This is a genomic window from Streptomyces sp. NPDC049687 (assembly GCF_044465285.1).
Lineage (GTDB): Bacteria > Actinomycetota > Actinomycetes > Streptomycetales > Streptomycetaceae > Streptomyces.
The window spans coordinates 435,301-461,813 of record NZ_JBITLN010000007.1; the positions used below are offsets into that span (position 1 = coordinate 435,301).

General features: G+C 70.7%; 23 protein-coding genes and 3 pseudogenes. 11 read left to right on the top strand and 15 right to left on the bottom strand.

Features of this window, described 5'->3' with window-relative positions:
* Nucleotides 1–32 precede the first annotated feature (32 nt).
* The 3 genes from ACIBVL_RS23610 to ACIBVL_RS23620 all read right to left on the bottom strand — a co-directional run bounded on the left by ACIBVL_RS23610 (nucleotide 33) and on the right by ACIBVL_RS23620 (nucleotide 4,445).
* Nucleotides 33–1,631, bottom strand: coding sequence for an alpha/beta hydrolase (locus ACIBVL_RS23610; protein ID WP_399099364.1), 1,599 nt, complete (start codon nucleotides 1,629–1,631; stop codon nucleotides 33–35).
* Nucleotides 1,632–1,802: 171 nt separating this feature from the next.
* Nucleotides 1,803–3,314: a cellulase family glycosylhydrolase gene (locus ACIBVL_RS23615; protein ID WP_399099367.1), complete on the bottom strand. Its 1,512-nt coding sequence runs from the start codon at nucleotides 3,312–3,314 to the stop codon at nucleotides 1,803–1,805.
* 129 nt (nucleotides 3,315–3,443) lie between these two features.
* Complete coding sequence (locus ACIBVL_RS23620) at nucleotides 3,444–4,445, bottom strand: WD40 repeat domain-containing protein (protein WP_399099369.1); 1,002 nt, start codon at nucleotides 4,443–4,445, stop codon at nucleotides 3,444–3,446.
* Nucleotides 4,446–4,555: 110 nt separating this feature from the next.
* On the opposite strand from ACIBVL_RS23620, the gene ACIBVL_RS23625 reads away from it, so the two are divergent.
* The gene (locus tag ACIBVL_RS23625; RefSeq protein ID WP_399099371.1) at nucleotides 4,556–5,230 is read left to right on the top strand and encodes a GDSL-type esterase/lipase family protein; all 675 of its coding nucleotides are present in this window, start codon (nucleotides 4,556–4,558) and stop codon (nucleotides 5,228–5,230) included.
* A gap of 30 nt (nucleotides 5,231–5,260) precedes the next feature.
* On the opposite strand, the pseudogene ACIBVL_RS23630 reads toward ACIBVL_RS23625, so the two are convergent.
* Nucleotides 5,261–5,502, bottom strand: a pseudogene (locus ACIBVL_RS23630) (Uma2 family endonuclease); the annotation flags it as partial.
* Nucleotides 5,503–5,654: 152 nt separating this feature from the next.
* Between ACIBVL_RS23630 and ACIBVL_RS23635 the strand changes: the two are divergent.
* Nucleotides 5,655–5,804 (top strand): annotated as a pseudogene (locus ACIBVL_RS23635) (aldo/keto reductase); the annotation flags it as partial.
* Nucleotides 5,805–5,937: 133 nt separating this feature from the next.
* On the opposite strand, the gene ACIBVL_RS23640 reads toward ACIBVL_RS23635, so the two are convergent.
* Together ACIBVL_RS23640 and ACIBVL_RS23645 are read right to left on the bottom strand one after the other, a co-directional pair.
* Nucleotides 5,938–6,930: an aldo/keto reductase gene (locus ACIBVL_RS23640; protein ID WP_399099373.1), complete on the bottom strand. Its 993-nt coding sequence runs from the start codon at nucleotides 6,928–6,930 to the stop codon at nucleotides 5,938–5,940.
* 105 nt (nucleotides 6,931–7,035) lie between these two features.
* Complete coding sequence (locus ACIBVL_RS23645) at nucleotides 7,036–7,221, bottom strand: helix-turn-helix domain-containing protein (protein WP_399099375.1); 186 nt, start codon at nucleotides 7,219–7,221, stop codon at nucleotides 7,036–7,038.
* A 37-nt stretch (nucleotides 7,222–7,258) separates the two neighbouring features.
* Between ACIBVL_RS23645 and ACIBVL_RS23650 the strand changes: the two are divergent.
* A pseudogene (locus ACIBVL_RS23650) lies at nucleotides 7,259–7,780 on the top strand (aldo/keto reductase); the annotation flags it as partial.
* A gap of 154 nt (nucleotides 7,781–7,934) precedes the next feature.
* Here the strand turns inward: ACIBVL_RS23650 and thpR are convergent.
* Genes thpR through ACIBVL_RS23665 form a run of 3 tightly spaced genes read right to left on the bottom strand, consistent with a single transcriptional unit; the run spans nucleotide 7,935 to nucleotide 10,396 of the window.
* Complete coding sequence (thpR, locus tag ACIBVL_RS23655) at nucleotides 7,935–8,531, bottom strand: RNA 2',3'-cyclic phosphodiesterase (RefSeq protein WP_399099377.1); 597 nt, start codon at nucleotides 8,529–8,531, stop codon at nucleotides 7,935–7,937.
* A 35-nt stretch (nucleotides 8,532–8,566) separates the two neighbouring features.
* On the bottom strand, nucleotides 8,567–9,925 hold the full coding sequence (locus tag ACIBVL_RS23660) for an MFS transporter (protein ID WP_399099380.1): 1,359 nt from the start codon (nucleotides 9,923–9,925) through the stop codon (nucleotides 8,567–8,569).
* 33 nt (nucleotides 9,926–9,958) lie between these two features.
* Nucleotides 9,959–10,396, bottom strand: coding sequence for a MarR family winged helix-turn-helix transcriptional regulator (locus ACIBVL_RS23665; RefSeq protein ID WP_055636008.1), 438 nt, complete (start codon nucleotides 10,394–10,396; stop codon nucleotides 9,959–9,961).
* A 154-nt stretch (nucleotides 10,397–10,550) separates the two neighbouring features.
* On the opposite strand from ACIBVL_RS23665, the gene ACIBVL_RS23670 reads away from it, so the two are divergent.
* Entirely contained in the window at nucleotides 10,551–10,733 is a 183-nt protein-coding gene (locus ACIBVL_RS23670; RefSeq protein WP_399099382.1) for a ribbon-helix-helix protein, CopG family, read from the top strand.
* A gap of 10 nt (nucleotides 10,734–10,743) precedes the next feature.
* On the opposite strand, the gene ACIBVL_RS23675 is transcribed toward ACIBVL_RS23670, so the two are convergent.
* Nucleotides 10,744–12,195, bottom strand: coding sequence for an NCS2 family permease (locus tag ACIBVL_RS23675; RefSeq protein WP_399099384.1), 1,452 nt, complete (start codon nucleotides 12,193–12,195; stop codon nucleotides 10,744–10,746).
* Between the two features lie 117 nt (nucleotides 12,196–12,312).
* On the opposite strand from ACIBVL_RS23675, the gene ACIBVL_RS23680 reads away from it, so the two are divergent.
* Entirely contained in the window at nucleotides 12,313–12,573 is a 261-nt protein-coding gene (locus ACIBVL_RS23680) for a DUF2530 domain-containing protein (RefSeq protein WP_399099386.1), read from the top strand.
* 118 nt (nucleotides 12,574–12,691) lie between these two features.
* Nucleotides 12,692–15,058: an HAD-IC family P-type ATPase gene (locus ACIBVL_RS23685; RefSeq protein WP_399099388.1), complete on the top strand. Its 2,367-nt coding sequence runs from the start codon at nucleotides 12,692–12,694 to the stop codon at nucleotides 15,056–15,058.
* 11 nt (nucleotides 15,059–15,069) lie between these two features.
* Here ACIBVL_RS23685 and ACIBVL_RS23690 read toward each other — a convergent pair whose 3' ends face one another.
* The 3 genes from ACIBVL_RS23690 to ACIBVL_RS23700 all read right to left on the bottom strand — a co-directional run bounded on the left by ACIBVL_RS23690 (nucleotide 15,070) and on the right by ACIBVL_RS23700 (nucleotide 17,773).
* On the bottom strand, nucleotides 15,070–15,864 hold the full coding sequence (locus tag ACIBVL_RS23690) for a hypothetical protein (protein WP_399099390.1): 795 nt from the start codon (nucleotides 15,862–15,864) through the stop codon (nucleotides 15,070–15,072).
* A 135-nt stretch (nucleotides 15,865–15,999) separates the two neighbouring features.
* A complete protein-coding gene (locus tag ACIBVL_RS23695; RefSeq protein ID WP_399099392.1) occupies nucleotides 16,000–16,812 on the bottom strand; it encodes a hypothetical protein in 813 nt (270 codons plus the stop codon).
* A 34-nt stretch (nucleotides 16,813–16,846) separates the two neighbouring features.
* A complete protein-coding gene (locus tag ACIBVL_RS23700) occupies nucleotides 16,847–17,773 on the bottom strand; it encodes a hypothetical protein (RefSeq protein ID WP_399099394.1) in 927 nt (308 codons plus the stop codon).
* A gap of 257 nt (nucleotides 17,774–18,030) precedes the next feature.
* Here ACIBVL_RS23700 and ACIBVL_RS23705 point away from each other — a divergent pair, with 257 nt between their 5' ends.
* A complete protein-coding gene (locus ACIBVL_RS23705; RefSeq protein WP_399099396.1) occupies nucleotides 18,031–18,387 on the top strand; it encodes a DUF6086 family protein in 357 nt (118 codons plus the stop codon).
* A gap of 88 nt (nucleotides 18,388–18,475) precedes the next feature.
* Here ACIBVL_RS23705 and ACIBVL_RS23710 read toward each other — a convergent pair whose 3' ends face one another.
* Both ACIBVL_RS23710 and ACIBVL_RS23715 read right to left on the bottom strand, forming a co-directional pair.
* Complete coding sequence (locus tag ACIBVL_RS23710; RefSeq protein ID WP_399099398.1) at nucleotides 18,476–21,604, bottom strand: sacsin N-terminal ATP-binding-like domain-containing protein; 3,129 nt, start codon at nucleotides 21,602–21,604, stop codon at nucleotides 18,476–18,478.
* 72 nt (nucleotides 21,605–21,676) lie between these two features.
* Nucleotides 21,677–22,642 (bottom strand): DUF3027 domain-containing protein, encoded by a 966-nt coding sequence (locus tag ACIBVL_RS23715; RefSeq protein WP_399099400.1) that lies wholly within the window; start codon nucleotides 22,640–22,642, stop codon nucleotides 21,677–21,679.
* A gap of 310 nt (nucleotides 22,643–22,952) precedes the next feature.
* Between ACIBVL_RS23715 and ACIBVL_RS23720 the strand changes: the two genes are divergently transcribed.
* From ACIBVL_RS23720 to ACIBVL_RS23735, 4 genes are all read left to right on the top strand, one after another.
* Nucleotides 22,953–24,377 (top strand): MFS transporter, encoded by a 1,425-nt coding sequence (locus ACIBVL_RS23720; protein ID WP_399099402.1) that lies wholly within the window; start codon nucleotides 22,953–22,955, stop codon nucleotides 24,375–24,377.
* 62 nt (nucleotides 24,378–24,439) lie between these two features.
* Nucleotides 24,440–24,952, top strand: a complete 513-nt coding sequence (locus tag ACIBVL_RS23725) for a DUF2771 domain-containing protein (RefSeq protein WP_399099404.1) — start codon at nucleotides 24,440–24,442, stop codon at nucleotides 24,950–24,952.
* A gap of 23 nt (nucleotides 24,953–24,975) precedes the next feature.
* Nucleotides 24,976–25,671: a futalosine hydrolase gene (locus ACIBVL_RS23730; RefSeq protein ID WP_399099406.1), complete on the top strand. Its 696-nt coding sequence runs from the start codon at nucleotides 24,976–24,978 to the stop codon at nucleotides 25,669–25,671.
* The gene (locus ACIBVL_RS23735) at nucleotides 25,661–26,512 is read left to right on the top strand and encodes a 1,4-dihydroxy-6-naphthoate synthase (protein ID WP_399099408.1); all 852 of its coding nucleotides are present in this window, start codon (nucleotides 25,661–25,663) and stop codon (nucleotides 26,510–26,512) included. The genes ACIBVL_RS23730 and ACIBVL_RS23735 overlap by 11 nt, the downstream gene beginning before the upstream one ends.
* Nucleotide 26,513: the final 1 nt, after the last annotated feature.

A 26,513-nucleotide genomic window follows, 5' to 3' on the forward strand; every position in this document is an offset into this window, starting at 1 on the left:
GGCGAGCACCGGGCGCCCTTCTCGTTTCGCGCTCAGCCGCGGAAGCCGAGGATCCCGTGCAGGGTGTCGGCGCCCGCCGCGGTGGCCGGCTGTTCCGTGCTCAGGGCGGACATCGCCGTGCTCAGGGGCTCCGGGTCGGCGGTCTTCTGGCAGACGGCGTCGGCCACGCCGTGACCGCGCGGCACCGTGCCGTCGGTGAGGTACTTCGCCAGGTACTTGTCCAGGCAGGCGTTGCCGCTCAGCGTGATGCCGTGGTTGCCGCCGCCCTTCTCGACCACCAGGCTGGAGTGCTTCAGCAGGCGGTGGACGGTGACGCCGCCCTGGTAGGGGGTGGCCGCGTCGTTCGTCGCCTGGAACAGCAGCACCGGCGGCAGCTTGCTGTTGGCGACGTTCACCGGCTTCATCGACTTCGTGGGCCAGAACGCGCACGGCGCGTTGTACCAGGCGTTGTTCCAGGCCATGAACGGGGCCTTCTTGTACACGCCCCAGTTGTCCTTGCGCCACTGGTTCCAGTCGCGCGGCCAGGAGGCGTCACGGCACTGCACAGCGGTGTAGATGCTGTAGCCGTTGTCACCGGAGGCGTCGATGGCCGCGAAGTTCTCGTACGCCTGGACCAGCGGCTCGGCGTTCTTGTCGTTCACGTACGCCGCGAACGCCTGGGCGAGGTAGGGCCAGTAGCCGTTGTAGTACCCGCCGGGGATGAAGGTGTCCTCCAGCTCGGAGGCACCCACCTTGCCGTCGGCCGGCTTCTTGGCGAGCTCCGCCCGCATCGCGTACCACTTGGCCTCGATCTTGGCCGGATCGGTGCCGAGCTTGTACGTGTCGTTGTACTTGGCGATCCACGCCATCAGCGCCTTGTGGCGGGCGTCGAAGGCGTAGTCCTGCGAGATGTTGGCGTCGTACCAGACCCCGTCGGGGTCGACGATCGAGTCCAGCACCAGGCGGCGCACGCGGCTCGGGAAGAGCTTGGCGTAGACCTGGCCCAGGTAGGTGCCGTACGAGTAACCGAAGTAGTTGATCTTCTTGGCGCCGAGTGCCTTGCGGATCGAGTCCATGTCCTTCACGGCGTTGACCGTGTTGATGTGGGGCAGGACGTCCGCGTACTTCGTGCCGCAGGCTTTGGCGAAGGACTTGGCGCGCGAGAGGTTGGCCTTCTCGATCCCGGCCGTGCTGGGCACGGAGTCCGGGCGGACCGGGTTGAAGTAGCCCGGCTTGCAGTCCAGGGCGGGCTTGCTGGCGCCCACTCCGCGCGGGTCGAAGCCGATGACGTCGTACTGGGCCGCGACCTCCTTGGGCAGCGAGGACGCGACGAAACCGGCGAGGGTCAGACCGCTGCCGCCGGGGCCACCGGGGTTGACCAGCAGCGGGCCCTGGTACTTCCTCGCGGTGTGCGGGACGCGGGACAGGGCCAGGGTTATCTTCCGCCCCTGCGGCTTGGCGTAGTCGAGCGGCACCTTCACCGACGCGCACTGGAGCGTCGGGTAGTCGTCCGTGGCGCACTTCTTCCAGGTGACCTTCGCCGCCTGGGCGGCCTGCGCGGACTGCGACGTACTCGCCTCGGCCGGGACGGCCGTGAGTGTCCCGGCCAGTACGACGGTCGCGCCGCACAGCACGGCTGTGCTTCTTCTCATGAAGTTCCCTCAAGGCATGGGGGGTTGGGACAGGAGACCGAAAGGTTCACGATCCTGGCTGGATCCTTTCGAAGAAGCGCGACCGCACAAAGCGTTTCGACAGAAGATTTGAATTTCCTTTGATTCAGGGGCGCGAGGGCGCCCGGCGATCAGCACCGGGCACCCCGTCCCTCACGCCGCCGTACAGCTCGCGCTCGGCGCACCCCCGCCCCCGGGTGCGCCCCCGAAGCCGAAACTCGCCGAAGCACCGGAGGCGAGCGCGCCGTTGTGCGAGGCGCTGGCCGCCGTCACCGTCGCGCCGGTCTGGGTGTACGACGCGTTCCACATGCTCGTCACCTGCTGCGAGCCGCTCCAGGTCCAGGTGACCTTCCACGAACTGATCCCGGTCGTCCCGGTGTTGGTCACCTTCACCTCGGCGTTGAAGCCGCCGCCCCAGTCGCTGCTGACGGTGTAGACGGCGGAGCAGGTGGCCGTACTTCCGCCGCCACCTCCTCCTCCACCTCCGCCACCGCCACCGGTGCTCGGGAAGCCCGGTGCCTTGACGCTCGTCAGATAGCCGTCCTTCACCGTGTCGACCGTCTGCCAGTCGTCCTTCAGGATGCCGCCCGTGTCACCGGAGTTGGGGTTCCAGGACCAGAAGGTCCAGTGGAAGGAGTCGGCGCCGTACGTCGCTGTCGGGCGCAGGTAGCTCACCAGCGCGGCCAGCCACTTCTGGTCGACCGTCGGCTGCAGCGTCGTCCCGAACTCGCCCACCCACACGGGCGCGATGTTCTGCTTGAAGATGTAGCCCCAGTACTTGTCCCAGATCCCCGGCATGTTGGCGGGGAAGGCCGGGTCACTGAACCAGCTCTGCTGGGCCACGCTCGTGGCGTAGTCGTGGGCCGAGTACACCACCCTGTTGGGCACGTTGAGCTGCACCGGGTACTGCGCGACCCCCATCAGGTTGCCGCCCCACCAGCCGGAGACGCCGTTGAAGGTCTGCACGCCCTCGACGAAGACCAGGAGGTCCGGGTTGACGGAGAGGACCGCGTTTCCGGCCCGCTGTGCCGCCAGCCGCCAGTCCGTCGCGGTGTCGCCGCAGCCCCAACAGGCGGGGTCGTGCGGCTCGTTGTGCAGATCGATGCCCACGACGGTGTCCTGGCCCTGGTAACGGGCCGCCAGCGCCTTGAGGTTGGCGATCCACGTCGACTCCGGGACGGCCGAGGTGTACCAGAGCGCCGACTGCCCGCCCGCGTCCGGGCGGTGCCGGTCGAGGATGACCTTCAGGCCGTCCTGACCGGCGTACGAGACGATCTTGTCCAGCACCCCCAGTGAGCCGAGTCCCTGCAGGTCGGCGTTCTTGCCGCCGCTGAAGTCGATGCTGTCGGGTACGGTCGAGCTCTTGAAGATGTCGTCGCTGTACGGGATGCGGATGGTGTTGTAGCCCAGCGACCTCATCTGGTCGATCATGCTCTTGTAGTCGCGGGACCAGAGGCCGTGGACGACATGGTTGCCGGTCTCGAAGCCGAACCAGTTGATCCCGGCGACCCGGACCGGCTGCCCGGCCGCGTCGAGGATCTGGCGGCCGCTGGTGTGCCAGTAGCCGGCGCCGGGCTCCGCCGCGTCGGCCGTCTGCGCACCGGCCAGCGGCAGCAGGAGCGCCACGCCCAAGGCGCACAGCACTCTTCGCAGGCTGCGGAACATCGCTGCTTCCTCTCGGGTGGCGCGGCCCCGGAACCGATGGGAGCGCTCCCATACACCGCGCACCACCCAGAGAACTGGCCTTGCATGACCGCGTCAAGACACGCGGCAGCGGTGGAACGGTCCTCGCGCTCAGCCGCGGCGCAGCAGCCGGCGGAAGCCGAAGAGGGCGGCGGCGACGGCGGCGACGGCGAGGGCACCGAGCCCGACGTTGCCGGTGGCCGCCGAGGACCCGGACGCGTCGGAGGAGGAACCCTCGGAGCTCCCCTTCCCCGCAGGCGACTTGGACGAGGAACCCGCGGGCGCGTCCTCCGCCACCACGTCGCTCCCGGCCCCCTCACTGCCGTACATGAGCTTGCTGCCGTCCGGCGAGTAACTGAGGGACTCCCCCTGCCGCTGCAGGGGCACGTCGAGCCGCCCCTCGCGCTTGACGGCACCGTCGTTCCAGTCGTAGGAGATGCCGCCGAAGTAGCCGCGTACGGCGAGCCGGGTGCCGTCCGGGGAGAAGGCGGCGTCGGTGGCCCACAGGTCGACGGCGGCGACCGGCTTGAAGACGTTCTTGCCGGAGGTGGAGAGGGTCGCCGGACCCTCGTAGAGGTGCCCGCCGTCCTCGTTCTTGTCGATGATGTAGACACGCCCGGTCTTCGGGTGCACGACGAGCGACTCGGCGTCGCGGGCACCGTCCGAGTACGTCACGACGTACTGCGTGGCACGGACGGTCGCGTCCTCGAGCGTCTTGGGCTCGGGCAGGCGGTAGATCCAGACGTACGGCCAGTTCCCGCCGAGGTTGTCGCCGATGTCACCGACGTAGATCTGGTTGTCCGGCCCGATCGAGATGGCCTCGACGTCGCGGGGGGTTCCGATGCCGGTGAGGGTGAGCCGGGCGACCGTCCTGCCCGTCGCGCTGTCGACGGCGTAGAGGTAGGGGCCGTCGTCGCTGTCGTTGTGGGTCCAGTAGATGCCGGGGTGCCGGCGCGAGGCGGCGAGGCCGCTGGACTCGGTGATACGCGGATCCTCGATCGTGAACCCCTCGTCGCCCTTGCCGTCGGCGGCGGAGGCGGGCACGGCGAAAGCCCCCGCGAGGAGGGTGGCGGCGAGGAGGGTTCCCGCTCGGCTGGCGAAGGGTCGGCGCATGTCCCCAAGCCTGCCATCCCGCCCGGTCGTTCCGGCGCGCCCGGGGGTCGTGGCCGGTTTCACACGCCGTCGGCTCCTGTGATCGTTCCTCCATCCCGCATCATGAGCGGATGCTCAGGTTCATGCCCGTAGGCGATTCGATGACGATCGGCAGCTCGGGCGAACACACGTGGCGCCACCGTATGTGGCGCCATCTGTGCGCGACGTACGGCGGCCCGTTCACCCTGGTCGGCCCGCGCGAGACGCTCTACGACAAGGCGACGGACGCCCCGACCTCGTACGCGTACGCCGACCCCGACTTCCCCCGCGCCCACCTGGCCGGCTGGGGCGAGGGCTGGCTGCACATGGCCCCGCTGATCGGGGAGGCGGTACGCCGGTCCCGGGCGGACGTCCTGCTGGTCTCCCTGGGCCTGATCGACCTGGGCTTCTACACGAACGCGGAACAAACGGCGCAGAACGCGAGGGCGTTCGTGGCCGAGGCCCGCGCGGTCAACCCCCGGATACGCATGGTCTGGCTCCCGGTGATCCCGAACATCCGCGCCGCGAACGACGAGCCCTTCGCCACCCAGGTCACCCTCTTCAACGAGCTGCTGGCGAAGACCGCGGCCGACCTGGACAAGCCGGCCTCCCCGATCCTCCTCGCCTCGATCCCGGCCGCCTGGGACATCCACACCGACACCTACGACGGCACCCACCCCAACGGCAGCGGCGAACACCGGCTGGCGGCGGCCTTCGCGGAGGCGATGTGGCAGGGGTGGGGGCTGGGCGGGGAGTACGAGGGCTGAGGCCGTCCGGCATATGCGCGTCTCGGCGTGCCCTGCCTTGGGCTCGGTGTAAACGGTGCACCTGCGCAGGTAGGGGTCAACGATGAGGTACACGGGACTTCGGCGACCGCGTAGGCCGCCTTCTTGGGACCGTAGTCGTTGGGAGCCGTGCCCTTCGAGATGACCTCTCCGACGAACTCGATGTCCTCGTACCGCCAGCGGCCCTCTTCGCCCTTGATCGCACCGTCGCGGAACTTGGCCACGTCGGGGCAGAAGCCGTTCTGACCAGACGGGGACTACCGGTGTGAGCTGCGTGTCGACTACGGAACCGACGTCGACCTGACCACCACCCCCCCTCGGCCTCACCCTCAAGACCGACGAGTTCCCCCGCGACTGACCAGTTCCCCTTGCCTGGAGCGCACTCCAGGACGTTGGCTTGTGCTCCATGAAGTACACGCAGCTCGGACGTACCGGACTCAAGGTCAGCCGACTCGTCCTCGGCACCATGAACTTCGGCCCGCAGACCGACGAAGCCGACTCCCACGCGATCATGGACTCGGCGCTGGACGCGGGCATCAACTTCTTCGACACGGCCACTCAGCCGCTTTGACGCCGCCTTGCGGGGATGGCCGTACCCGCCCATAACCCGGTTCGTGGTGGCCGCCGATCCTCTCCAAGCACCGGCCGAGGCTGCGGCGGCCACCACGCGAACCCGCCCGCTTAAGAAGTCACCAGGCGAATGCTTCCGGGGACGGTCCAGGGCCCGGGAAGATCTCGTCGAGGCCGGCCAGGACTTCGTCCGACAGCTCCAGCTCGACCGCCCGCAGCGCGGACTCCAGTTGTTCGGCGGTGCGCGGGCCGACGATCGGGCCGGTCACGCCGGGGCGGGTCAGCAACCAGGCCAGGGCCGTCTCACCCGGCTCCACGCCGTGCTTCTCCAGCAGGTCCTCGTAGGCCTGGATCTGCGCGCGTGCGGTGGGGTTGGCGAGGGTGTCGGCGGCCCGTCCGGACGCCCGGCGCCCACCCTGGACCTCCTTCTTGATCACCCCGCCCAGCAGGCCGCCGTGCAGCGGCGACCAAGGGATGACCCCGAGCCCGTACTCCTGCGCGGCCGGGATGACCTCCATCTCGGCGCGGCGCTCGGCGAGGTTGTAGAGACACTGCTCACTGACCAGCCCGATCGTGCCGCCGCGCCGGGCCGCGATCTCGTTGGCCTGGGCGATCTTGTAACCGGGGAAGTTACTGGACCCGACATAGAGGATCTTGCCCTGTTGCACGAGAACGTCGATGGCCTGCCAGATCTCCTCGAAGGGAGTGTTCCGGTCGACGTGGTGGAATTGGTAGAGGTCGATGTAGTCGGTCTGCAGCCGCTTCAGACTGGCGTCGACCGCCCGCCGGATGTTCAGAGCGGAGAGCTTGTCGTGGTTGGGCCATGCGTCGCCGTCGGGGGCCATGTTCCCGTACACCTTGGTGGCGAGGACGACCTTGTCGCGCCGGTCGCCGCCCTTCGCGAACCAGTTCCCGATGATCGATTCCGTACGGCCCTTGTTCTCGCCCCACCCATAGACATTGGCCGTATCGAAGAAATTCAGTCCCGCGTCCAGCGCGGCATCCATGATGGCGTGGCTGTCGGCTTCGTTGGTCTGCGGTCCGAAGTTCATGGTCCCGAGGACCAGCCTGCTGACCTTGAGTCCCGTACGTCCGAGCTGCGTGTACTTCATGAGGCCCCAGCCAACGCCTTCGAGCTCGCTCAAGGCAAGGTTCGACTCGACTCTTGAGTCGTCTTCGCCCGTACCAAAGTTCACCCTAAGGCCGCTGGGCGACAATCAACCCGACGTGCCCGTCAGGGCTCGGTAGACGGTGGCCTGACCGACTCCCAACGCCTTGCCAATAGCGGCGTAGCTCTTGCCCTCCGCCTTGAGCGCTTCCGCCTGCTTCACCATCTTCGGGTCCATGGCTCTCGGACGCCCGCCGATCTTGCCCTGCGCCCTGGCAACGGTGAGTCCGGCCATGGTCCGGTCCCTGATGAGCGCCCGCTCGAACTCGGCCGCCGGGTCGTCCAACTTCCCCGGCTACAAGATCGCCCAGGCCAACGAGGTCGCCGCCCGGCGCGGGTCGTACGGTCTCGTCAGCGAGCAGTGCCTCTACAACCTCGCCGAGCGCCGCGCCGAGATGGAGGTCGTCCCGGCCGCGCAGGACTACGGTCTCGGCGTCATCCCCTGGTCGCCGCTGCACGGCGGTCTGCTGGGCGGGGTCATCAAGAAGGAGGCCGAGGGCGGTCGCCGCACCTCCGGACGGGCCGCCGACTCACTCGCCAACAGCTCGATCCGCTCGCAGGTCCAGGCGTACGAGGACCTCCTCGACAAGCACGGCGTCGAACCCGGCGAGGCAGCGCTGGCCTGGCTGCTCACCCGCCCCGGCGTGACCGGCCCGATCGTCGGCCCCCGCACCGCCGAACAGCTCGACTCCGCGGTCCGGGCGGTGGAGCTGGAGCTGAGCGAGGAGCTGCTGTCCGGCCTGGACGAGATCTTCCCGGGCCCGGGCCCGTCCCCGGAGGCCTTCGCCTGGTAACGCCCAGGACGGCACCCTCGAAGGGCGCGGGGCCGCACCGATGTGCGGCCCCGCGCTACCTGCCGAGCGCAGCCGCCAGGGCGACGACGACGAACATCAGCACGAGCGCACCGGCCATGATCCGGTTCCGGGTCTTCGGGTCCACGCATCGAGCCTAACCGGCCCCACCGAGAGCCCAGCGCCCGACCGGCTCGTAACGGGGCTGCTCCCCCGGCACCCCGGACTTCGGCAGCTTGCTGCGGACCAGCACCAGCTCCCCCACCGTCCAGGTACGGCCCTCGAAGGCGGCCAGTGCCTGGACGTACGGCCGTACGTCCAGGGCGTCGCGGCTGCGGGCCAGCGTCAGGTGGGCCTTGTAGCGGCGGTGCTCCCCCATGTCCAGGCCCGCCTTCCGCGCCGCCGCCTCCGCCCGGTCGGCGAGCAGCCGCAGGGCCGGCACGTCCCCGGCCGCCCCGGCCCACAGCGCCCGCCCGCGCCCGAACTGCCCCCCGCCCCGCACGGAGAGGGGGAAGGGGGCACTCCGGTGCGCGGCCCGCCGCAGCCGTGCCGACAGATCCGGTACGACGTCGTCGTCGACCTCGCCGTAGAAGGCGAGCGTGAAGTGCCAGTCAACGGCTTCGCCGCGGGGCCGACCCGGGCGGCCGGTCCAGCGCAGCCCGTCCGCGCCGGGCAGCCTGCGCAACTCGGCGACCACGGCGGCGAGTTCGTCGGCGACATCGTCGGGGGGCAGTACGGCGGCGAAGAGTCTCATGGGTCAAGCCTGGCACCGTCCGCCGGGGGACGGGATCAGGCCACCCTGGCCAGCTCGCGGTTCTCTCGCGGGACGAACCGCACCCTGGGGTGTCCGTGGTTCCAGCCGACCGACAGGCGCAGGCCACCGACGCGGGCCAGGACCAGGCCGATGGTGACGGCGGCCGCCGCGGCGATCGCGCCGCCCACCGCGAGGCCGGCGCGGACGCCGTACGCGTCCGTGATCCAGCCCGCTATCGGGGCGCCCACGGGGGAGCCGCCCATGAACACCATCATGTACAGGGCCATCACGCGGCCCCGCATGGCCGGGTCGGTGCCCATCTGGACGGTGGTGTTGGCGGTGACGTTGACCGTCATGCCGAACATGCCGATGGGGACCATGAGCAGGGCGAAGAGCCACAGCGAGGGGGCCGTGGCCGCCACCATCTCCAGTGCGCCGAACGCCACCGCCGCCGCGATCATCACCCGCATCCGGGCCGTGCCGCGCCGGGCCGCGAGCAGGGCGCCCGCCAGCGAGCCGACCGCCATCAGCGTGTTGAAGAGGCTGTAGGAGCCGGCGCCGGCGTGGAAGACGTCGTCGGCGAAGGCGGAGAGGTAGACGGGGAAGTTGAAGCCGAAGGTGCCGACGAACCCGACGAGGACGATGGTCCAGATCAGGTCGGGGCGGCCGGCGACGTAGTGCAGGCCCTCCCGCAGCTGGCCCTTGCCCCGCGGTGCGCGCTCGACGACGTGCAGGTCACGCGCCCGCATCAGCAGCAGGCCCGCCAGCGGCGCGACGAAGGACAGGCCGTTGAAGAGGAACGCCCAGCCGGTGCCCACGCCGGTGATCATCACACCGGCGACGGCGGGGCCGACGAGCCGGGCGGACTGGAAGTTCGCGGAGTTCAGGCTCACCGCGTTCTGCAGCTGGTCCGGGCCCACCATCTCGGAGACGAAGGACTGGCGGGCCGGGTTGTCGACGACCGTGGCGAGGCCGACGGCGAAGGCGGCGAGGTAGACGTGCCAGACCAGGACGTGGCCGGAGAGGGTGAGCAGCGCGAGCGCGACCCCGGTGAGGGCCATCGACGTCTGGGTGACGAGGAGCGTACGGCGCTTGGGCAGGCGGTCGACGAGGACGCCGCCGTAGAGGCCGAAGAGGAGCATCGGCAGGAACTGCAGGGCCGTCGTGACGCCGACGGCGGTGGCGGAGCCGGTGAGGCTGAGCACCAGCCAGTCCTGGGCGATGCGCTGCATCCAGGTGCCGATGTTGGAGACGACCTGGCCGGCGAAGAACAGGCGGTAGTTCCTGACCCTCAGCGAGCTGAACATCGAGGACCTGCGGGCGGGTGCGGGGGTGGGCGGGGTCTCGTGGGCGGTCGGTGCGGGTGCGGAGTCTGCTCCGGGTCCCGTACTCAAAGGGGTTCGCCTCCTCGGGGTCTGCGGTGCTGCTTACAGGTGTGCGAGCTTCTCCAGCACGGGGGCGGCTGCGCGCAGCTTCGCCCACTCGTCCTCGTCCAGGCCGTCGACCAGGGTGGCCAGGAAGGCGTTCCGCTTGCGGCGGCTCTCCTCGAGCATGGCCTCGGCCTGCTCGGTCTTCGTGACGACCTTCTGGCGCCGGTCCTCGGGGTGCGGCTCCAGCCGGACCAGACCCTTGGCCTCGAGCAGCGCCACGATGCGGGTCATCGAGGGCGGCTGGACGTGCTCCTTGCGGGCGAGTTCGCCGGGGGTGGCGCTGCCGCAGAGGGACAGGGTGCCGAGCACCGACATCTCGGTGGGGCTCAGCGACTCGTCGACCCGCTGGTGCTTGAGGCGGCGGGACAACCGCATCACGGCGGATCTCAACGCGTTCACGGCGGCAGCGTCGTCGCCATGGGTGAGGTCAGGCATGTTCTTTAACATAACTCATTACTCTCGCTAAAGACCACCCGAAAACGCCCACGTGCCCGTGAGACCCGCCACTGACGCCTGCTGTCACTCATCCGGGTGACACGACCACGGAACGCCACCCCGGACCCCGAACCGTGCCGCGACCCTCATAGGCATGGGGACCACTGTGCTCAGCCTGCGGATAGACCACGAACTGCTCGAACGGCTCCGGCAGCATGCCGCGAAACGCGGAATGAGCGTCCAGGACTATGTCGTCGGGACGCTCATTCGCGATGACTTCGACCAGCGCTTCCAGACCGCCGTCGAGGAGACCGAGAAGTTCTACGGGCTCACATGAGCTCGCCCGATCAGGTCAGACCGAGGGCCGGCATCAGGTAGTAGAAGGCGAAGACGGCGGAGACCACGTACAGGGGGACGGGGATGTCCCGGCCCCGGCCGGCCGCCAGTCGCAGCAGGACGAAGGTGATGAAGCCCATGCCGATGCCGTTGGTGATCGAGTAGGTGAACGGCATCATCACCATCGTGACGAAGGCCGGGATGGCGATCGTGTGGTCCGCCCAGTCGATGTCCTTGACCGAGTTCGCCAGGATCAGGAAGCCCACCGCGAGCAGGGCCGGGGTGGCGGCCTGGGACGGGACCATCGTGGCGACCGGCGTGAGGAACAGCGCGACCGCGAAGAGGCCGCCGGTGACGAGGTTCGCGAAGCCGGTGCGGGCACCCTCGCCGACACCGGCCGTGGACTCCACGAACGCGGTGGTGGCGGAGGAGGAGCCGGCGCCACCGGCGGCCACGGCGAGACCGTCGACGAAGAGGACCTTGTTGATGCCGGGCATCTGACCCTGCGCGTCGGTCAGCTCGGCCTCGTCCGAGACGCCCATGATCGTGCCCATCGCGTCGAAGAAGCACGACAGCAGCACGGTGAAGACGAAGAGGACGCCGGTCGGCACACCGACCTTGCCGAAGCCGCCGAAGAGGCTGACCTCGCCGATGAGCCCGAAGTCGGGGGTGGCCACGGGGTTGCCGGGCCACTCGGGGGTGGTCAGGCCCCAGGAGGGGACGGTCGCGACCGCGTTGACGACCAGCGCGAGGACGGTCATCGCGACGATCGAGATCAGGATCGCGCCGGGCACCTTGCGCACGATGAGGCCGAGCGTGAGCAGAACGCCCAGGACGAAGACCAGAACCGGCCAGCCGGTGAGGCGACCGTCGGCGCCCAGCTGGAGCGGGACGGTGGTGTGGGCGGCGTCCGGGATACGGCTGACGAAGCCGGAGTCGACCAGACCGATCAGCATGATGAACAGGCCGATACCGATCGAGATCGCCTTGCGCAGGCCGAAGGGGACCGCGTTCATGACGCGCTCGCGCAGACCGGTGGCCACGAGGAGCATGACCACGAGGCCGGCCAGGACGACCATGCCCATGGCGTCCGGCCAGGACATCCGGGGGGCGAGCTGGAGGGCGACGACCGAGTTCACGCCGAGACCGGCCGCGAGGGCGATCGGGACGTTGCCGACGACGCCCATGAGGAGCGTGGTGAGGGCCGCGGTGACACAGGTGGCGGTGACCAGCCGGCCGTTGTCGAGCTGGTGCCCGTACATGTCCTTCGCGCTGCCGAGGATGATCGGGTTCAGCACGATGATGTAGGCCATCGCGAAGAAGGTGGCGAAACCGCCGCGGATCTCCCGGGACAGGGTGCTGCCGCGCTCGGAGATCTTGAAGTGGCGGTCCAGTGCGCCGTGGGTGGGCCTGGCTCCCGGCTGTTCAGGGGCAGGGACCTTGGCGGGGGCCGAGGTGGACATCTTTTGGTGTTTCCTACGAAGAGAAGCGGTCAGCGACAAACGGTTTCAGTATGAACATATCAAGTCGGGAACGGCCATCTCCGCGCGTAGATGTGATCGGCTCGTAAGCTGTGCCTCATGGCGAAGTGGACACCGAAGCACGAGGCGCCGGAGCCCCTGGAGGGCCCCGTGGTCGCCACCATCACCGGCGGCACGATCCTCTGGTTCGTCCTCTTCCTCGTCCAGCTCCCCTTCTACGGCTGGTTCGACGACCACGGGCATCTGTGGTGGCTGTGGACCTGCCTGGCCGGAGGCGGGCTGGGGCTGATCGGCGTCTACTACGTCCGCAGGCGGGACGCGGCGATCAAGCGGGCGAGGGCCGGGCGGTCGGCCGAGTAGCCGTCCGGGGCCGGCCTACTCCCCCCGTCCTACTCCGCCCTGCCCTCCGTCCTCCCCAGGTCGGATCTTCGGCACCTTCGGGGGGTGAACCCCCAAATCCGCACGTACCGTCGATTCCATGACCCATATCGACGCACCCGCCACCGCGCTGACGGCGACCGGACTCACCGCCGCCGAAGTCGCGGATCGCGTCGCACGCGGTCAGGTGAACGACATCCCCGTGCGCAGCAGCCGTTCCGTCGGGGAGATCGTCCGGGCGAACGTCTTCACCCGGTTCAACGCGATCATCGGTGTCCTGTGGCTGATCGTGCTCGCCGTCGCCCCTTTCCAGGACGGCCTGTTCGGCTTCGTCATCCTCGCCAACACGGGGATCGGCATCATCCAGGAGTGGCGGGCCAAGCAGACCCTGGACTCCCTCGCCGTGATCGGGGAGGTCCGGCCGACCGTGCGCCGGGACGGGGAGACGGCCTCGGTGGCCACCTCCGACCTCGTCCTCGACGACCTGGTCGAGATCGGCCCCGGCGACAAGGTGGTCGTCGACGGGGTGTGCGTCGAGGCGGACGGGCTGGAGATCGACGAGTCGCTGCTGACGGGCGAGGCGGACCCGGTGGTGAAGCGGCCGGGAGACCAGGTGATGTCCGGCAGTTTCGTGGTCGCGGGCAGCGGCGCCTTCCGGGCGACCAGGGTGGGCCGTGAGGCCTACGCCGCCCAGCTCGCCGAAGAGGCCTCGCGGTTCACCCTCGTCCACTCCGAGCTGCGCTCCGGCATCTCCACGATCCTCAAGTACGTGACGTGGATGATGGTCCCGGCAGCGGTCGGCCTGATCGTCACCCAGCTGTTCGTGAAGGACAACGACCTCAGGGTGTCCATCGCCCGGACCATCGGCGGGATCGTCCCGATGGTCCCGGAGGGACTCGTCCTCCTCACCTCCGTCGCCTTCGCGATCGGCGTGATCCGGCTCGGCCGGAAACAGTGCCTGGTCCAGGAACTCCCCGCCATCGAGGGCCTCGCCCGCGTCGACACCGTCTGCCTGGACAAGACCGGCACCCTCACCGAGGGCGGCATGGACGTCACCGAGCTGCGCACCCTCGACGGCGCCGACGAGACGTACGTACGTCAGGTGCTCGGCGCGCTCGGAGAGTCCGACCCGCGGCCGAACACCTCCCTCCAGGCGATCATCGACACCTATCCGGACGCCGAGGAGTGGCGCTGCACCGAGTCGCTGCCCTTCTCCTCCGCACGCAAGTACAGCGGCGCCACCCTCAGCGAGGGGAACGGGGAGAGCGGGACCTGGCTGCTCGGGGCGCCGGACGTGTTGCTCGAGGACGGCGACCCCGCCCTGGACGAGACCGAGCGGCTCAACGAACAGGGCCTGCGGGTGCTGCTGCTGACCCGGACCGTCCGGAACCTGGACGACCCCGACGTCACCAAGGGGGCGCAGCCGGTCGCCCTCGTCGTACTCGAACAGCGGTTGCGGCCCGACGCCGGGGACACCCTGCGGTACTTCGCCGAGCAGAACGTGCGCGCCAAGGTCGTCTCCGGTGACAACGCGGTGTCCGTGGGGGCGGTGGCCGCCAAGCTGGGGCTGAACGGCCGTACGGTCGACGCGCGGCGGCTGCCCGACGACCGGGAGGCGATGGCCGCGGCCCTCGACGACGGCACGGTCTTCGGGCGGGTCACCCCGCGGCAGAAGCGGGACATGGTCGGGGCGCTGCAGTCGCGGGGCCACACCGTCGCGATGACCGGCGACGGCGTCAACGACGTGCTCGCGCTGAAGGACGCGGACATCGGGGTCGCGATGGGCTCGGGGTCCGAGGCCACCCGCGCCGTCGCCCAGATCGTGCTGCTGAACAACAGCTTCGCCACCCTGCCGTCGGTGGTGGCGGAGGGCCGACGGGTGATCGGCAACATCACCCGGGTGGCGACGCTGTTCCTGGTGAAGACGGTCTATTCGGTGTTGCTGGCCCTGCTGGTGGTGGGCTGGCAGGTCGAGTATCCGTTCCTGCCCCGCCATGTGACCCTGCTGTCCACGCTCACCATCGGCGTCCCGGCCTTCTTCCTCGCCCTCGCCCCCAACACCGAGCGGGCCCGGCCGCACTTCGTGCGGCGGGTGATGCGGTACTCGATCCCGGGCGGGGTGGTGGCGGGGGTGGCGACCTTCGTCACCTATCTGATCGCTCGCCATCGCTACGTGGGTGAGGGCGCGCTGGACGCGGAGACCAGCGCGGCGACGCTCACGCTGTTCCTGATCTCGATGTGGGTGCTGGCGATCGTCGCCCGGCCGTACACCTGGTGGCGGCTGCTGCTGGTGGCCTCGATGGGGGCGGCGTTCCTGCTGGTGCTGGCGGTGCCGTGGCTGCAGGACTTCTTCGCGCTGAAGCTGGTGGGGATGACGATGCCATGGATCGCGGTGGGCATCGCGGTGGTGGCGGCGGCCGCCCTGGAGGTGCTGTGGAAGTGGGTCGACCGCCGCTTTCCCGTGTAGCCGGGGGGTGCTTACTGCACGTCGACGAAGTCGCCCGCCGCGTTGACCGGCGAGGTCGTCGTGGTGCCCGCGAAGCTGTAGCGGAAGTAGCCGTCCGCCGACGCCGTGACCGTGGTCTTCAGGGTGCCGGTGGTGCTGGTCTTGATGGTCTTCAGGGTGGTGTAGGTGGTGGTGCCCGCCTTCCTGAACTGCAGCTTCACGTACTGGCTCGCGTAACCGGCGTACTTGTTGGTGTCCCAGTTGGCGCGGGCCAGCTTGCCCGTGACCGTGATGGTCCCGCCCTTCTTCACCGGCTCGGGGGTGGCGTCGGTGGTGAGGGTGGCCTTGCGCTGGACGTGGGTGGTGCCGAAGCCGGCCTGCCAGGTGAGACCGCCGCTGTCGTTGGCGGCGAGGGCGCCGATCTTCCAGGTGCCCGCCACACTGTTGGTCAGGTCGTCGTCCTCGGAGGTGTCCGGACGGAACTCGATCTTGGCCGTGCAGTTCAGGACGGTCGAGGAGGCAGCCGTGCAGGTACCGGGGTTGTCGCCGAGGATGATCTCGGCGTTCTCGTCGAGCGTGGTGCCGCGGTAGAGGACCGGGCCGCTCTCGAAGGAGCTCGAGGCCAGGTCCGCGGGCTTCGTCACGGTGTACGTCGCGGAGACCGTGACCGTCGTCGTGGTGCCGACCACGATGTTCTTGCCGCTGTTGACCTTGACGCTGGAGAAGGTGACGGCGGGCCCGGCCGGAGCGGCCTGCGCGGCCGGCACGGCGAGAGCGGTCAGAGCGACAGCGCCGGAGGCGGCGAGGACGAGGGCGCGTATGCGCATGTGCGTTCTCCATGAGGAGAGAAGGATCTCGGAGTCTGTTGACTCACTGAGTAGATCCCTGACGCACGGGCCGCGTTGTACGCGGAATGGTAAGGAGAGGGGAAGAGAACTTCCCCCCTCCCAACAGGCCTTTTCTTACTTCACGTCGATGAAGTCGCCGGCCGAGGTGACCGCGGAGGTCGTGGTGGTGCCGGCGAAGACGTAACGGAAGTAGCCGTCCTGCGACGCCTTGACCGTGGTCTTCAGCGCGCCGGTGGAGCTGGACTTGATGGTCTTCACCGTGGTGTAGGTGGAGCTGCCCTTCTTGCGGAACTGCAGCTTCACCGACTGGCTCGCGTAACCCGCGTTCGTGTTGGTGTCCCAGTTGGCGCGCGCCAGCTTGCCCGTGACCGTGATGGTCTTGCCCTTCTTCACGGGCTCGGGGGCGGCGTTGGCGGTGAGGGTGGCCTTGCGCTGGACCTTGGCGGTGCCGAGGTTGCTCTTGATGACCGGGTTGTCGTCGCTGATCGAGAAGGCGACGGCGCCGATCTTCCAGTTGCCCGCCTGGGCGTTGGTCAGGTCGGCGTACTCATCGCCGGTGTACTTCGGGCGGAGCTGGATCTTCGCCGTGCACTTGAGGACCTTGGCGGAGACCGACGTGCAGGTGCCGGGCTCGTCGCCGGCCAGGACGTCCTTGTCGGGGGTGCTCTCGCTGAGCGTGGTGCCGCGGTAGAGGACCGGGAGGGTCGCGGTGGTGTCCGGGTCCAGGTTGACCGAGCCGGTCACGGTGTACGTGGCGTTGACCGTGACCTTGGCCGTGGGGCCGACCACGACGGGCTTGCCGCTGTTGACCTTCACGCCGGAGAAGGTGTACGTGGTCGCGGCCGGAGCGGCCTGGGCGGCCGGCACGGCAAGGGCGGAGAGGGCGACCGCGCCGGAAGCGGCGAGGACGAGGGCGCGTATGCGCATGTGCGTTTTCCTCGGAGTTCGAAAGAGGTGGGTCTTACTTGACGTCGACGTAGTCACCCGCGGTGGTGACCGCCGGAGTCGTCGAGGTGCCCGCGAAGCTGTAGCGGAAGTAGCCGTCCGCCGACGCCTTGACCGTGGTCTTCAGCGTGCCGGTGGAGCTGGTCTTGATGGTCTTCAGGGTGGTGTAGGTGGAGCTGCCCTTCTTGCGGAACTGCAGCTTCACCGGCTGGCCCGTGTAGCCGTGGTACTTGTTGTCGTCCCAGTTGGCGCGCGACAGCTTGCCCGTGACGGTGATGGTCTTGCCCTTCTTCACCGGCTCGGGGGAGGCGTTGACGGTCAGCTTGGAGTAGCGCTGGAGCTTGGTGGTGGCGAGGCCGTCCTGCTCGGCGTAGCCGACCTTGGACCAGTCGATGTCCTCGAATTCGAGGCCCAGCTGGTCGTTGAAGTCGTAGACGTAGCCACCGGCCTTCCAGGTGGTGGCGTCGACGTTGTTCAGCTCCTCGGCCGGGTAGACGTCGATGGTGCCCTTGCAGGTGGCGGTGGTGGACGAGGTCACCGTGCAGGTCGGCCAGTCGTCGCCCCAGAGCCGGTTCACGGCGTCGGCGTAGGAGGCGCCGCGGTAGATGTCCACGTCCAGGAAGACGTCCGGGGCGGTGATGTCGAGGTCCGCGGAGTGCGTGACCTTGTACGTCACCGGGACGCTCACCCGGTTGGTGGTGCCCGCGACGATCGGCTTGCCGTTGTTGATCTTCACGCTGGAGAACGTGAGGTCCAGCGGGTACGGCTCGCCCGGGTCGGCGGTCGACCCGGTGAACGCGGTCTTGCCCGATGCGGCCCGCGCGACCTTCTGGATGTCCTCCTTGGTGAAGGAGGAGCCGCCGGCGGCCTGCGCGGCCGGCACGGCGAGAGCGGAAAGGGCCAGGGCGCCGGTGACGGCGGCCACGGTGGCATAAACGCGCATGCATTCCCCCGGAAGTGATCGTGGAGTCTGTTGGCTCGTCAGGTCAGATCCGCGACGGGTGTGAATGGTTGTACGAAGTTGTGGAAGTCGTGCGGACTTCTCGCGCGTTGCGCGAGGACCAGCCGTCCGCAGCGCGCCTATCGGCTTCCGTTTCACACGGTCGGGGTGGATTCGCGCTTCCGCGCAGCACTGCATGAGCGGTTTGAGCAGCTCAGGAGGCAATAGCCTGGCCTAGACCTCAGATTGGAGATCGTAGATTGAGTTACCCCTTCGAGTGCGGTGACAGGACGGTCTGGGACGCGGGTTACCACAGTGGACAGCTGTACGCCTCCCTCGTGCAGGGAGCAGCCGCGTTCCTTGACGTGCCGTCCGGTCTGACGCCAACCCCGTCGGGCGGCTGCGAGGTGGATCCATCGGCACTGCTGAGGTTCACTGATCGGCTGTACGACCTCTATGCGTCCACCAACAACGAGGTACTGCTCAGCCTTGCCCACGGTCCGCTGATCACCTCGCTCGTCCTGGTGGACCGGACAGGAGGCAGGATCGCCCTTCGACCGGAGCACGAGGTGACCTTGGGACAGGAAAAGTCCGCCTTCGCTCGCTCCATGGCGTAGCCGCGAGCCATCCGTAAGGCGGCCGCAGACCGTCCAACGCGGGAACCGACGTGGACAGTGGGGCCGTTCGGCAGCCCCACTGTCCACGTCAGTCGAACCAGCGGTCCCGCGCCAGCTCCCCCGTCCGTGAAGGATCCTCCAGCAGCGCCGCCACCTCGAACCGCCGGGGCCACTGTCCCGCCGCCCAGGCGAGGCCGGCCGCCACGCCCTCCAGGGTCGCGGCGTGCAGGACGCCGTCGTTCGTGAGGCGCCAGTCGATCTCCACGCCGTCGACGACGAGCTCCTCGTGCTCGACGTAGGTGTCCGGGGTGCGCGGGCCCAGCAGGATCCGTACCGGGTCGGGGACCTCGTGCTCGGTGCCCTCGGAGTCGACCTCCCCCGTCACCGACTCGCTCAGGCGCCGGACCTGGAACAGCTCGGCCAGTTCACCCGCCCGCGCGGGCCGTACGGGGAGCAGCGGGACGCCCTCCGTGAAGGGCAGCAGGTCGGGGGAGTCGACGACGACCGCGTCGGCCGCGTCCACGACCTCCACCCGCCCGTCGACGACCGCCCGCAGTTCGTCGGGGAGGGTCACCTGCTCCGGGTCCAGCTCGGCCAGCGCTCCGTAGAGAGCGTGCAGCTGGGCCGCTGCGACCGGGCGGTCGGGGTCCGCGAGGCGGTCGAGGAGTTCGGCCGCACCGCCGGGCTCGTCCAGCAGCGCCGCCACGGACGTCCGTACGCCCAGCGCCCGCAGGACCTGCTCGTCGTCGAAGCCCGTCGCGTCGGCCTCGTCGTACAGGCCGCGCAGCAGCGGGTCGCCGCCGGCCGCGAGCAGGCCCGCCGGGCGGCGGCCGTCGAGGACCGGGTGGCCGCGCAGCCACCAGGCCGTGTACGGGCGGACGACCTCGTGGGTGCCGTCCGGGAGCAGGATCCGTACCGGCTGGGTGAGGGCGTCGCGCAGGGGCGGCTGGGCGAGCAGGGCGAGGGCCTGCGGCCAGCGGTCGTCGTCGACGAGGTCGAGGTCGCGGACGGCGACGAGCTCGGTGGCGACCGGGGGGACGGGCGAGTCGGGGAAGCGGTCGAGGATGTCCTCGCACCACACGTCCACGGCGTCCAGCAGGCCCGCGTCGTCCGGTTCGGCGAAGTCGCCCTCGCGGGGCTCCAGTTCGTCCGGGTCGAGGACCACGTCCGTGGCGCGGACCAGCGCGAAGTTGGCGAGGACGCCGACGGCGGCGAGCGGCTGCTCGCCCCACCTCTCCGCCAACTCGGCATCCACCGAAGCCAGTTCGTCCTCGCGGATCACCGACGCGAACGCACTGCCGGGGAGGACGAGTTCGCCCGCCGGGACGAGTTCACCGTCCTCGTCGGGCAGGGCCAGGGCGCCGAGCCACGGTTCGTCGCCCGGCTCGAGGCCGGCGTCGCGGACGAGCGCGAGGACGGTGTCGGCCAGCTCCTCGGCGTCCGGGGTGCCCTGGTCGTCGTCCCAGGCGCCGCCGTCGTCGTCCAGGGACGCGGCGACCGCGGCCCGCACCTGCGGGGTGGTCAGGACCGCCCGGGGCGTGGCGGGCAGGGCGCCGAGCTTCTCCAGGAGGGGGTGGACCGCGTCCGGGTGGGCGACCTTGAGGCCGAGGCGGGCGAGGATCTCCGGCTCGACCCGGGCCGCGTCCGGGGTGGGGAGCAGGACCTGCCGGGGGCCGATGGTCGTGCGCCCGTCGGCGAGGGGCACGGGCAGCCCGGAGAGCCGGTCCGGGTCGACGCCCGCGAGGCTGTCGTAGAGCCGGTACCACCAGTCCGGGTCCTTCTCCAGCCCGGCCAGACGGTCGACGGCGTCGGCGAGCGGGATCCGGGCGACGCCGAGGGTGCGGAGTTCCACCCTGCGCTCCAGCCCGGCGGGAAGGAGGGTCGGGAGCACCTCGGCCAGCACCCGTACGGTGTCGGCGCCGGCGCCCTCGGCCACCTCCGCGTCGCGGGGGCGCAGGGCCTCGGGGAGGTCGTCCTCGTCCTTGACGGGCTCGACGGCGGGCGGCAGGAAGGCCGTACGGGGCAGCCGGTCCAGGACGGCCTGGCGCAGGGCTCCGTCCAGCTCGCCCTTGCCGAGCGGACCGGGCACGAGGTCGATGATGCCGGGGGTCACCGGCCGCCAGTCGGCGAGGAGTTCGGCGTACGCGTCGGCGGCGCGCCGCACCAGGTGGTCGGTCAGCGGCCCGGGGGCGGCGTGCCGGCGGGTGGTGTCCAGCGGGAAGGAGGCGATGAGCAGGGCGGGCACGCCGAGGGGCTCGTCGCTGGGGGTGGGGGCGTGCACGACGGGGTTGGTGCGGGGGCGTTCGGGGGCGCCGTGCTCGTCCACGGGCACGGCCCAGGTGACCGACCAGTGGGGCCGCAGCCGCTCCTCGACCGGGCGGTCGGCGAGGAGGTCGGGGGTGAGGGGGCCGTGGGCGGAGGCCGTACGCCAGCGGGTGGTCCCGTGGCGGGAGTCCGCCACCACGGTGAGGGTGCCGTCGGCGGAACGCAGCAGGGTGCGGGGAGCGTCGCCGCCGACCTCGATCACGACCTCTTCCAGGCCCGGCAGGGCGAGCAGGAGGGCGTCGTCGACGGCGGTGAGGAGACGCTCGGCGAGGTCGGCGGCGGCCGCGTCGCGCAGGGGCAGGATGACGGCGGTGTCGTACGGGTCCGGGGCGGTGCCCTCGGCGGCGAACGGCAGGCGCAGCAGGGGGACGTGTCCGTCGCGCCGCCGGATCTCGTCGCCGAGCCCGGGGCTGTGGCGGGCGGTCTCGGAGGCCAGTTCGCGGGCCTCCGGCAGCGACCAGCGGACGCCGCCGTGCCGGCCGACGACGGCGGGCTCGTCGGTGACGGCGAGGACGGCGGCGAAGCCGACGCCGAAGCGGCCCACCGCCCCCTGCGAGGTGTCCCGCTTGGCGGAGGCACGCAGGGTGGCGAGGGACTCGACACCGGCCGCGTCCAGCGGGGCGCCCGTGTTGGCGGCGACGAGGACGCCGTCGCGCAGCGTCAGGCGCAACCGCCCGGGCACCTTGGCCCTGGCCGCCGCGTCGGCCGCGTTCTGGGCGAGCTCCACGACGAGGCGGTCGCGGTAGCCGCCGAGGACGAGATCCTCCTCGGCGTTGGCGTCCTCACGGAAACGGGCGGGGCTGGTGGCCCAGGCGTCGAGTACGCCCCGCCTGAGGCGGGCGGTCCCGAAGGGGTCCGCACCTTCGGCCGCCGGCCGCACGAACTTGCTCACGTTGGCTCTCCTCATCGACGTGACCAAGAAGGTACCGCGACGATGCCAACCGGCTGTCCGGCGTCCGCGGCGCTACGAGTGGCCCAGCTCCGCGGCTTCCTCGTCGGAGGCGCCCGCCGGGACCGAGCCCGAGTCCGCCGCCGGGCGCAGCGGGAAGGGGTCGACCCTCGTCTCGTCGATCACCGGCGGGGCCGGCTGCGGGGGCTTCGGCATGACCGCCGCCTCCGAGTGGCCGCCGCAGCCGTACGCCAGCGACACCACCCGGCCGTCCGCCGGGGAGAACTCGTTGGCGCAGACGCCGAAGGCCTGGCCGAGGGAGCCGCCGATGTGCTGGAGGAAGCCGCAGCTGACGCAGGTCGCGGGGGCCGCCTGGGCCATGGGCGTCTTGGCGCCGAAGGCCTCCTCCCAGCGGTCGGCGGCGGTGTGCAGGCCGTAGCGGGAGAGGACCCGGGCGCGGCGCAGGCCCAGTTCCTCGGCGACCGCGGCGATCGTGCCCCGGCGGGGGGTCGTCGGGAGGGACGCCGGCGGGGCGGCGGTCACCTCCGCGTCCTCCGCCTCCACCAGCTCGGCCATGTCCTCGGAGAGGGGCGAGTTCGGCGTCGGCTCGGTCGCGTCGAAATAGCCCGGCTGCAGCCGGGGATCGTCCTCGCCGGTGTAGCCCGGCTCCAGGCGGAGGTCCTCCGCGTCGGTGGGGAGCAGATCGCCCGGGCCCATGTCGCCGGGGCGCAGCCGCTCGCTCCACGGGACCCACTCGGGGGCGAGGACCGCGTCGGGGCCGGGGAGGAGCACCACCTCGTCCAGGGTGACGATCTTCGCGCGGGACGCCCGGGCCACCGTCGCCGCCCAGCGCCAGCCCCGGTAGCCCAGTTCCTTGCACTCGAAGTAGTGCGTGACCACCCGGTCGCCCTCGGCGAGCAGGCCTACGTGCTCGCCGACCACACCGGGTGCGGCGGCCTCCTCGGCTGCGGCGCGGGCGAGGTCGACGGCCTCGGCGCACAGGCGGTCGGGGGTGCGGCTTCGCGTGGTCGCTGCGCTCACAGGTATCGCTTCTCTCCTACGCCGTCTCTCGGGTGCGGATGCCTCCGACGGCGGGGCGGACGGAGCGGACCCGGGGACCGCGTCGACGTCCGCGCCCTCGCGCTGGGGCGCACCTCTGCCATCCATTCTGCGGGATGGCTGAGATACGCACGCTACCTTCTTGTCGGCGCTCGGCCTACACCGACGTGATGGTTCGCCGCTCCGCGGGGCTGTTTCCCGCCCGCCCGTCGGCGGCCGTCGGCCGGAATCCACGCGGCCATACGCGCGGTAACCGCACTAGGGACGGCGTTTCCGGGGCACTATGGCTGTCGTGGCAGCCGCAAGGACGCCCCCAGGAGCCCCCGGGGTCGGTGGGGTCGAGGGCAGCGGTCGTGGTGGCGGTTCGGGCCGTAGGGGCGGTCCCGTCCGCGCGCTCGGCCGTGCCCTGCACTTCCCGTTCACCGGCACGGCCCGCGGAATCCGGAAGGCCACCCACGCGCACGGCGCGGGGGAGTCCGGCCTCGGCAAGCTGATCGAGCTGCACGCGGTGAACGGCGCCGGCGATGTCATGATCACCGTCGCCCTCGCCTCCACCGTCTTCTTCTCCGTGCCCACCGACGAGGCGCGCGGCCGGGTCGCGCTCTACCTCGCCATCACCATGGCGCCCTTCACCGTTCTCGCCCCCGTGATCGGGCCGCTCCTCGACCGCCTTCCGCACGGCCGCCGGGCCGCCATGGCGGGCGCGATGCTGGCCCGTGCCATGCTGGCGCTGATCATCTCCGGGGCGGTGGCCACCGGCAGCCTCGAGCTGTATCCGGCCGCCCTGGGCGTACTGGTCGCGTCGAAGGCGTACGGCGTGGTCAGAAGCGCCGTCGTCCCCCGTCTGCTGCCGCCCGGCTTCTCCCTCGTGAAGGCCAACTCGCGGGTCACCCTCGGCGGGCTCCTCGCCACCGGTGTGGCCGCTCCCGTCGCGGCCGGGCTGCACGCGCTCGGTGAGCGCTGGCCCCTGTACGGCGCCTTCGTCATCTTCATGGGGGGCATGTTCCTGTCCTTCTCGCTCCCGCCGAAGGTCGACTCGGCCAAGGGCGAGGACGTGGCGCTGCTCGCGGCGGACGAGCAGCATCTGCACGGGCCGCACCGGCAGCCCGTCAAGCGCCCCGGTCTCAGGACGGTCGGCATCGCCGTCACCCACGCCCTCGGCGCCAACGCCGCCCTGCGCTGGCTGTCGGGCTTCCTGACCTTCTTCCTCGCCTTCCTGCTGCGCGAGCACCCGCTGACCGGTTCCAGCGCGGCCGTGTCGCTGGGCGTGGTGGCCGTCGCGGCGGGCGCGGGCAACGCGCTCGGTACGGCGGTGGGGGCGTGGCTGCGGGCCCGGGCCCCGGAGATCATCATCGTGACGGTCCTCGCGGTCGTCCTGGGCGCGGCGATCACGGCCGCCGTCTTCTTCGGCGCGTTCCTGGTGGCGTGCCTGACGGCGACGACCGGCTTCTGTCTGGCGCTGGCCAAGCTGTCGCTGGACGCGCTGATCCAGCGGGACGTGCCCGAGCAGGTGCGGACGTCGGCGTTCGCGCGCTCGGAGACCATGCTGCAGATGGCCTGGGTGCTGGGCGGCGCGATCGGCATCGTGATGCCGCTCAACGGCACGGCGGGTCTGTGCCTGGCCGCCGCGGTGATCGCCCTCGGCTGGGTGACCACCGCCCGTGGCCTGCTGAGTTCGGCCCGCCACGGGGGCCCCACGAAGGCCCGCGTGGCGTAACACACAGCCACGCCGCCCCCCACGTGGAGAGACCGCCGGAGGTGCCCGATAGCCTTCGAGCCATGACCACGCTGCCCCGCGGCGAAGCCGCTGATGTACACCGCGCTGTGCGACGCCGCCGCGCCGTCGCCGCCGCCGGCGCCGTTTCCGCCGGACTGCTCGTCCTGTCGGCCTGTGACAAGCCGACGCCGCTGTCCACGATCACCGTCGGCCGCTCCTCGGTGAGCTCCGAGGCGTCCTGCGGCGGCGAGGGCGAGGCCGTGGAGGCCTCGGCAAAGACGAAGTGCCTGGCCGACAAGGACGTCAAGTCCATCAAGGTCGACCCGGACGAGACCGTCCGCTTCGGCGTCGACCCCGATGTCGCCGACAAGCGCTGGACGATCCTGATGAACGGCCAGCCGCTCACCGAGGACAGCAACAAGACCTACCGCACCATCCCCGGCAGCGTGTTCTTCAACGCCCAGTACGGCGCCCAGGGCAACACCACCCTGGTCACCATCCAGGCCGGCGACGGCAAGAAGGACAGCCAGACCGCGACCGGTCTGTGGTCGTTCAAGCTGGAGAAGGACGACTAGTCACGTCCCCCGCCCGCATCCTCGTGGCCACCGCGGTCCCAGCGGAACGGGACGCGGTGGCCCGGGCGTTCCCCGAGCCCGGCCGGGAGACGCGCCTGCCCGGCGCGGTCCTGCGTCGCACCGGCGAGGCGTACGACCTGCTCGCCGCCGGCGTGGGCCCCGCCCTCGCCGCCGCCTCCACCGCCTCCGCCCTCACCGCGGCCGCCCTCGGCGGCGCCCCCTACGCGCTGGTCGTCTCGGCCGGGATCGCCGGAGGTTTCGCGCCCGGGGCCCCCGTCGGCTCCCTCGTCCTCGCCGACGAGATCACCGCCGCCGACCTGGGCGCGGAGACCGCGGACGGCTTCCTGCCGGTCACCGAGCTGGGCTTCGGCACCGTCACCCACCGTCCGCCCGCCTCCCTCGTACGGGAGGCCGCGACCGCGACCGGCGCCCGCACCGGCACGGTCCTGACCGTCTCCACGGTCACCGGCACCGCCGCCCGGGCCGCCGCCCTGCGCCGGCGCCACCCCCGCGCCCTCGCCGAGGCCATGGAGGGCTTCGGGGTCGCCGAGGCGGCCGCCGCGCACGGCGCGGCCGTCCTGGAGATCCGCGCGGTCTCCAACCCCGTGGGCCCCCGCGACCGCGCGGCCTGGCGCATCGGCGACGCGCTGACCGCTCTGACGACGGCCTTCGGGAAGCTCGCACCCGTCCTGGAGAGTTGGACCCCACATGACCAGTGACCAGCCGTTGCGGATCGCCTACTCCCCCTGCCCGAACGACACCTTCGTCTTCGACGCCCTCGCCCACGGCCGCGTCCCGGGCGCACCGGCGCTCGACGTGACGTTCGCGGACATCGACCTCACCAACGGCATGGCCGAGCGCGGCGAGTTCGACGTGCTGAAGGTGTCGTACGCCGTACTGCCCTACGTCCTCGGCGAGTACGCGCTGCTGCCGTGCGGGGGTGCGCTGGGCCGGGGCTGCGGACCGCTGGTGCTGACGAGGGAGGCGGGGACCGACCTCACCGGCCGCACGGTCGCCGTACCGTCGGAGAGGTCGACGGCGTACCTGCTGTTCCGGCTCTGGGCGGCGGACACGGTCCCCGGCGGAGTGGGGGAGATCGTGGTCATGCCGTTCCACGAGATCATGCCGGCGGTGCGGGACGGCAAGGTCGACGCGGGTCTGGTCATCCACGAGGCGCGCTTCACGTACCAGAACTACGGCCTGCACCGGCTCGCGGACATGGGCGAACACTGGGAGGCCACCACGGGCCTGCCCATCCCCCTCGGCGCGATCATCGCCAGGCGCGCGCTGGGCACGCGGACGCTGACCCGCCTGGCCGACTCGATCCGCACCTCCGTACGCGCCGCCTGGGACGAGCCCGAGGTCTCCCGCCCGTACGTCATGGAACACGCCCAGGAGATGGACCCGGCCGTCGCCGACCAGCACATCGGCCTCTACGTCAACGAGTTCACGGCAGACCTGGGCGAGGACGGCTACGCCGCCGTACGCGGACTGCTGACACGCGCGGCGGCCGAGGGGCTGGTGCCGCCCCTCGGCCCGGATGCGCTGGAATTCCCCTGAG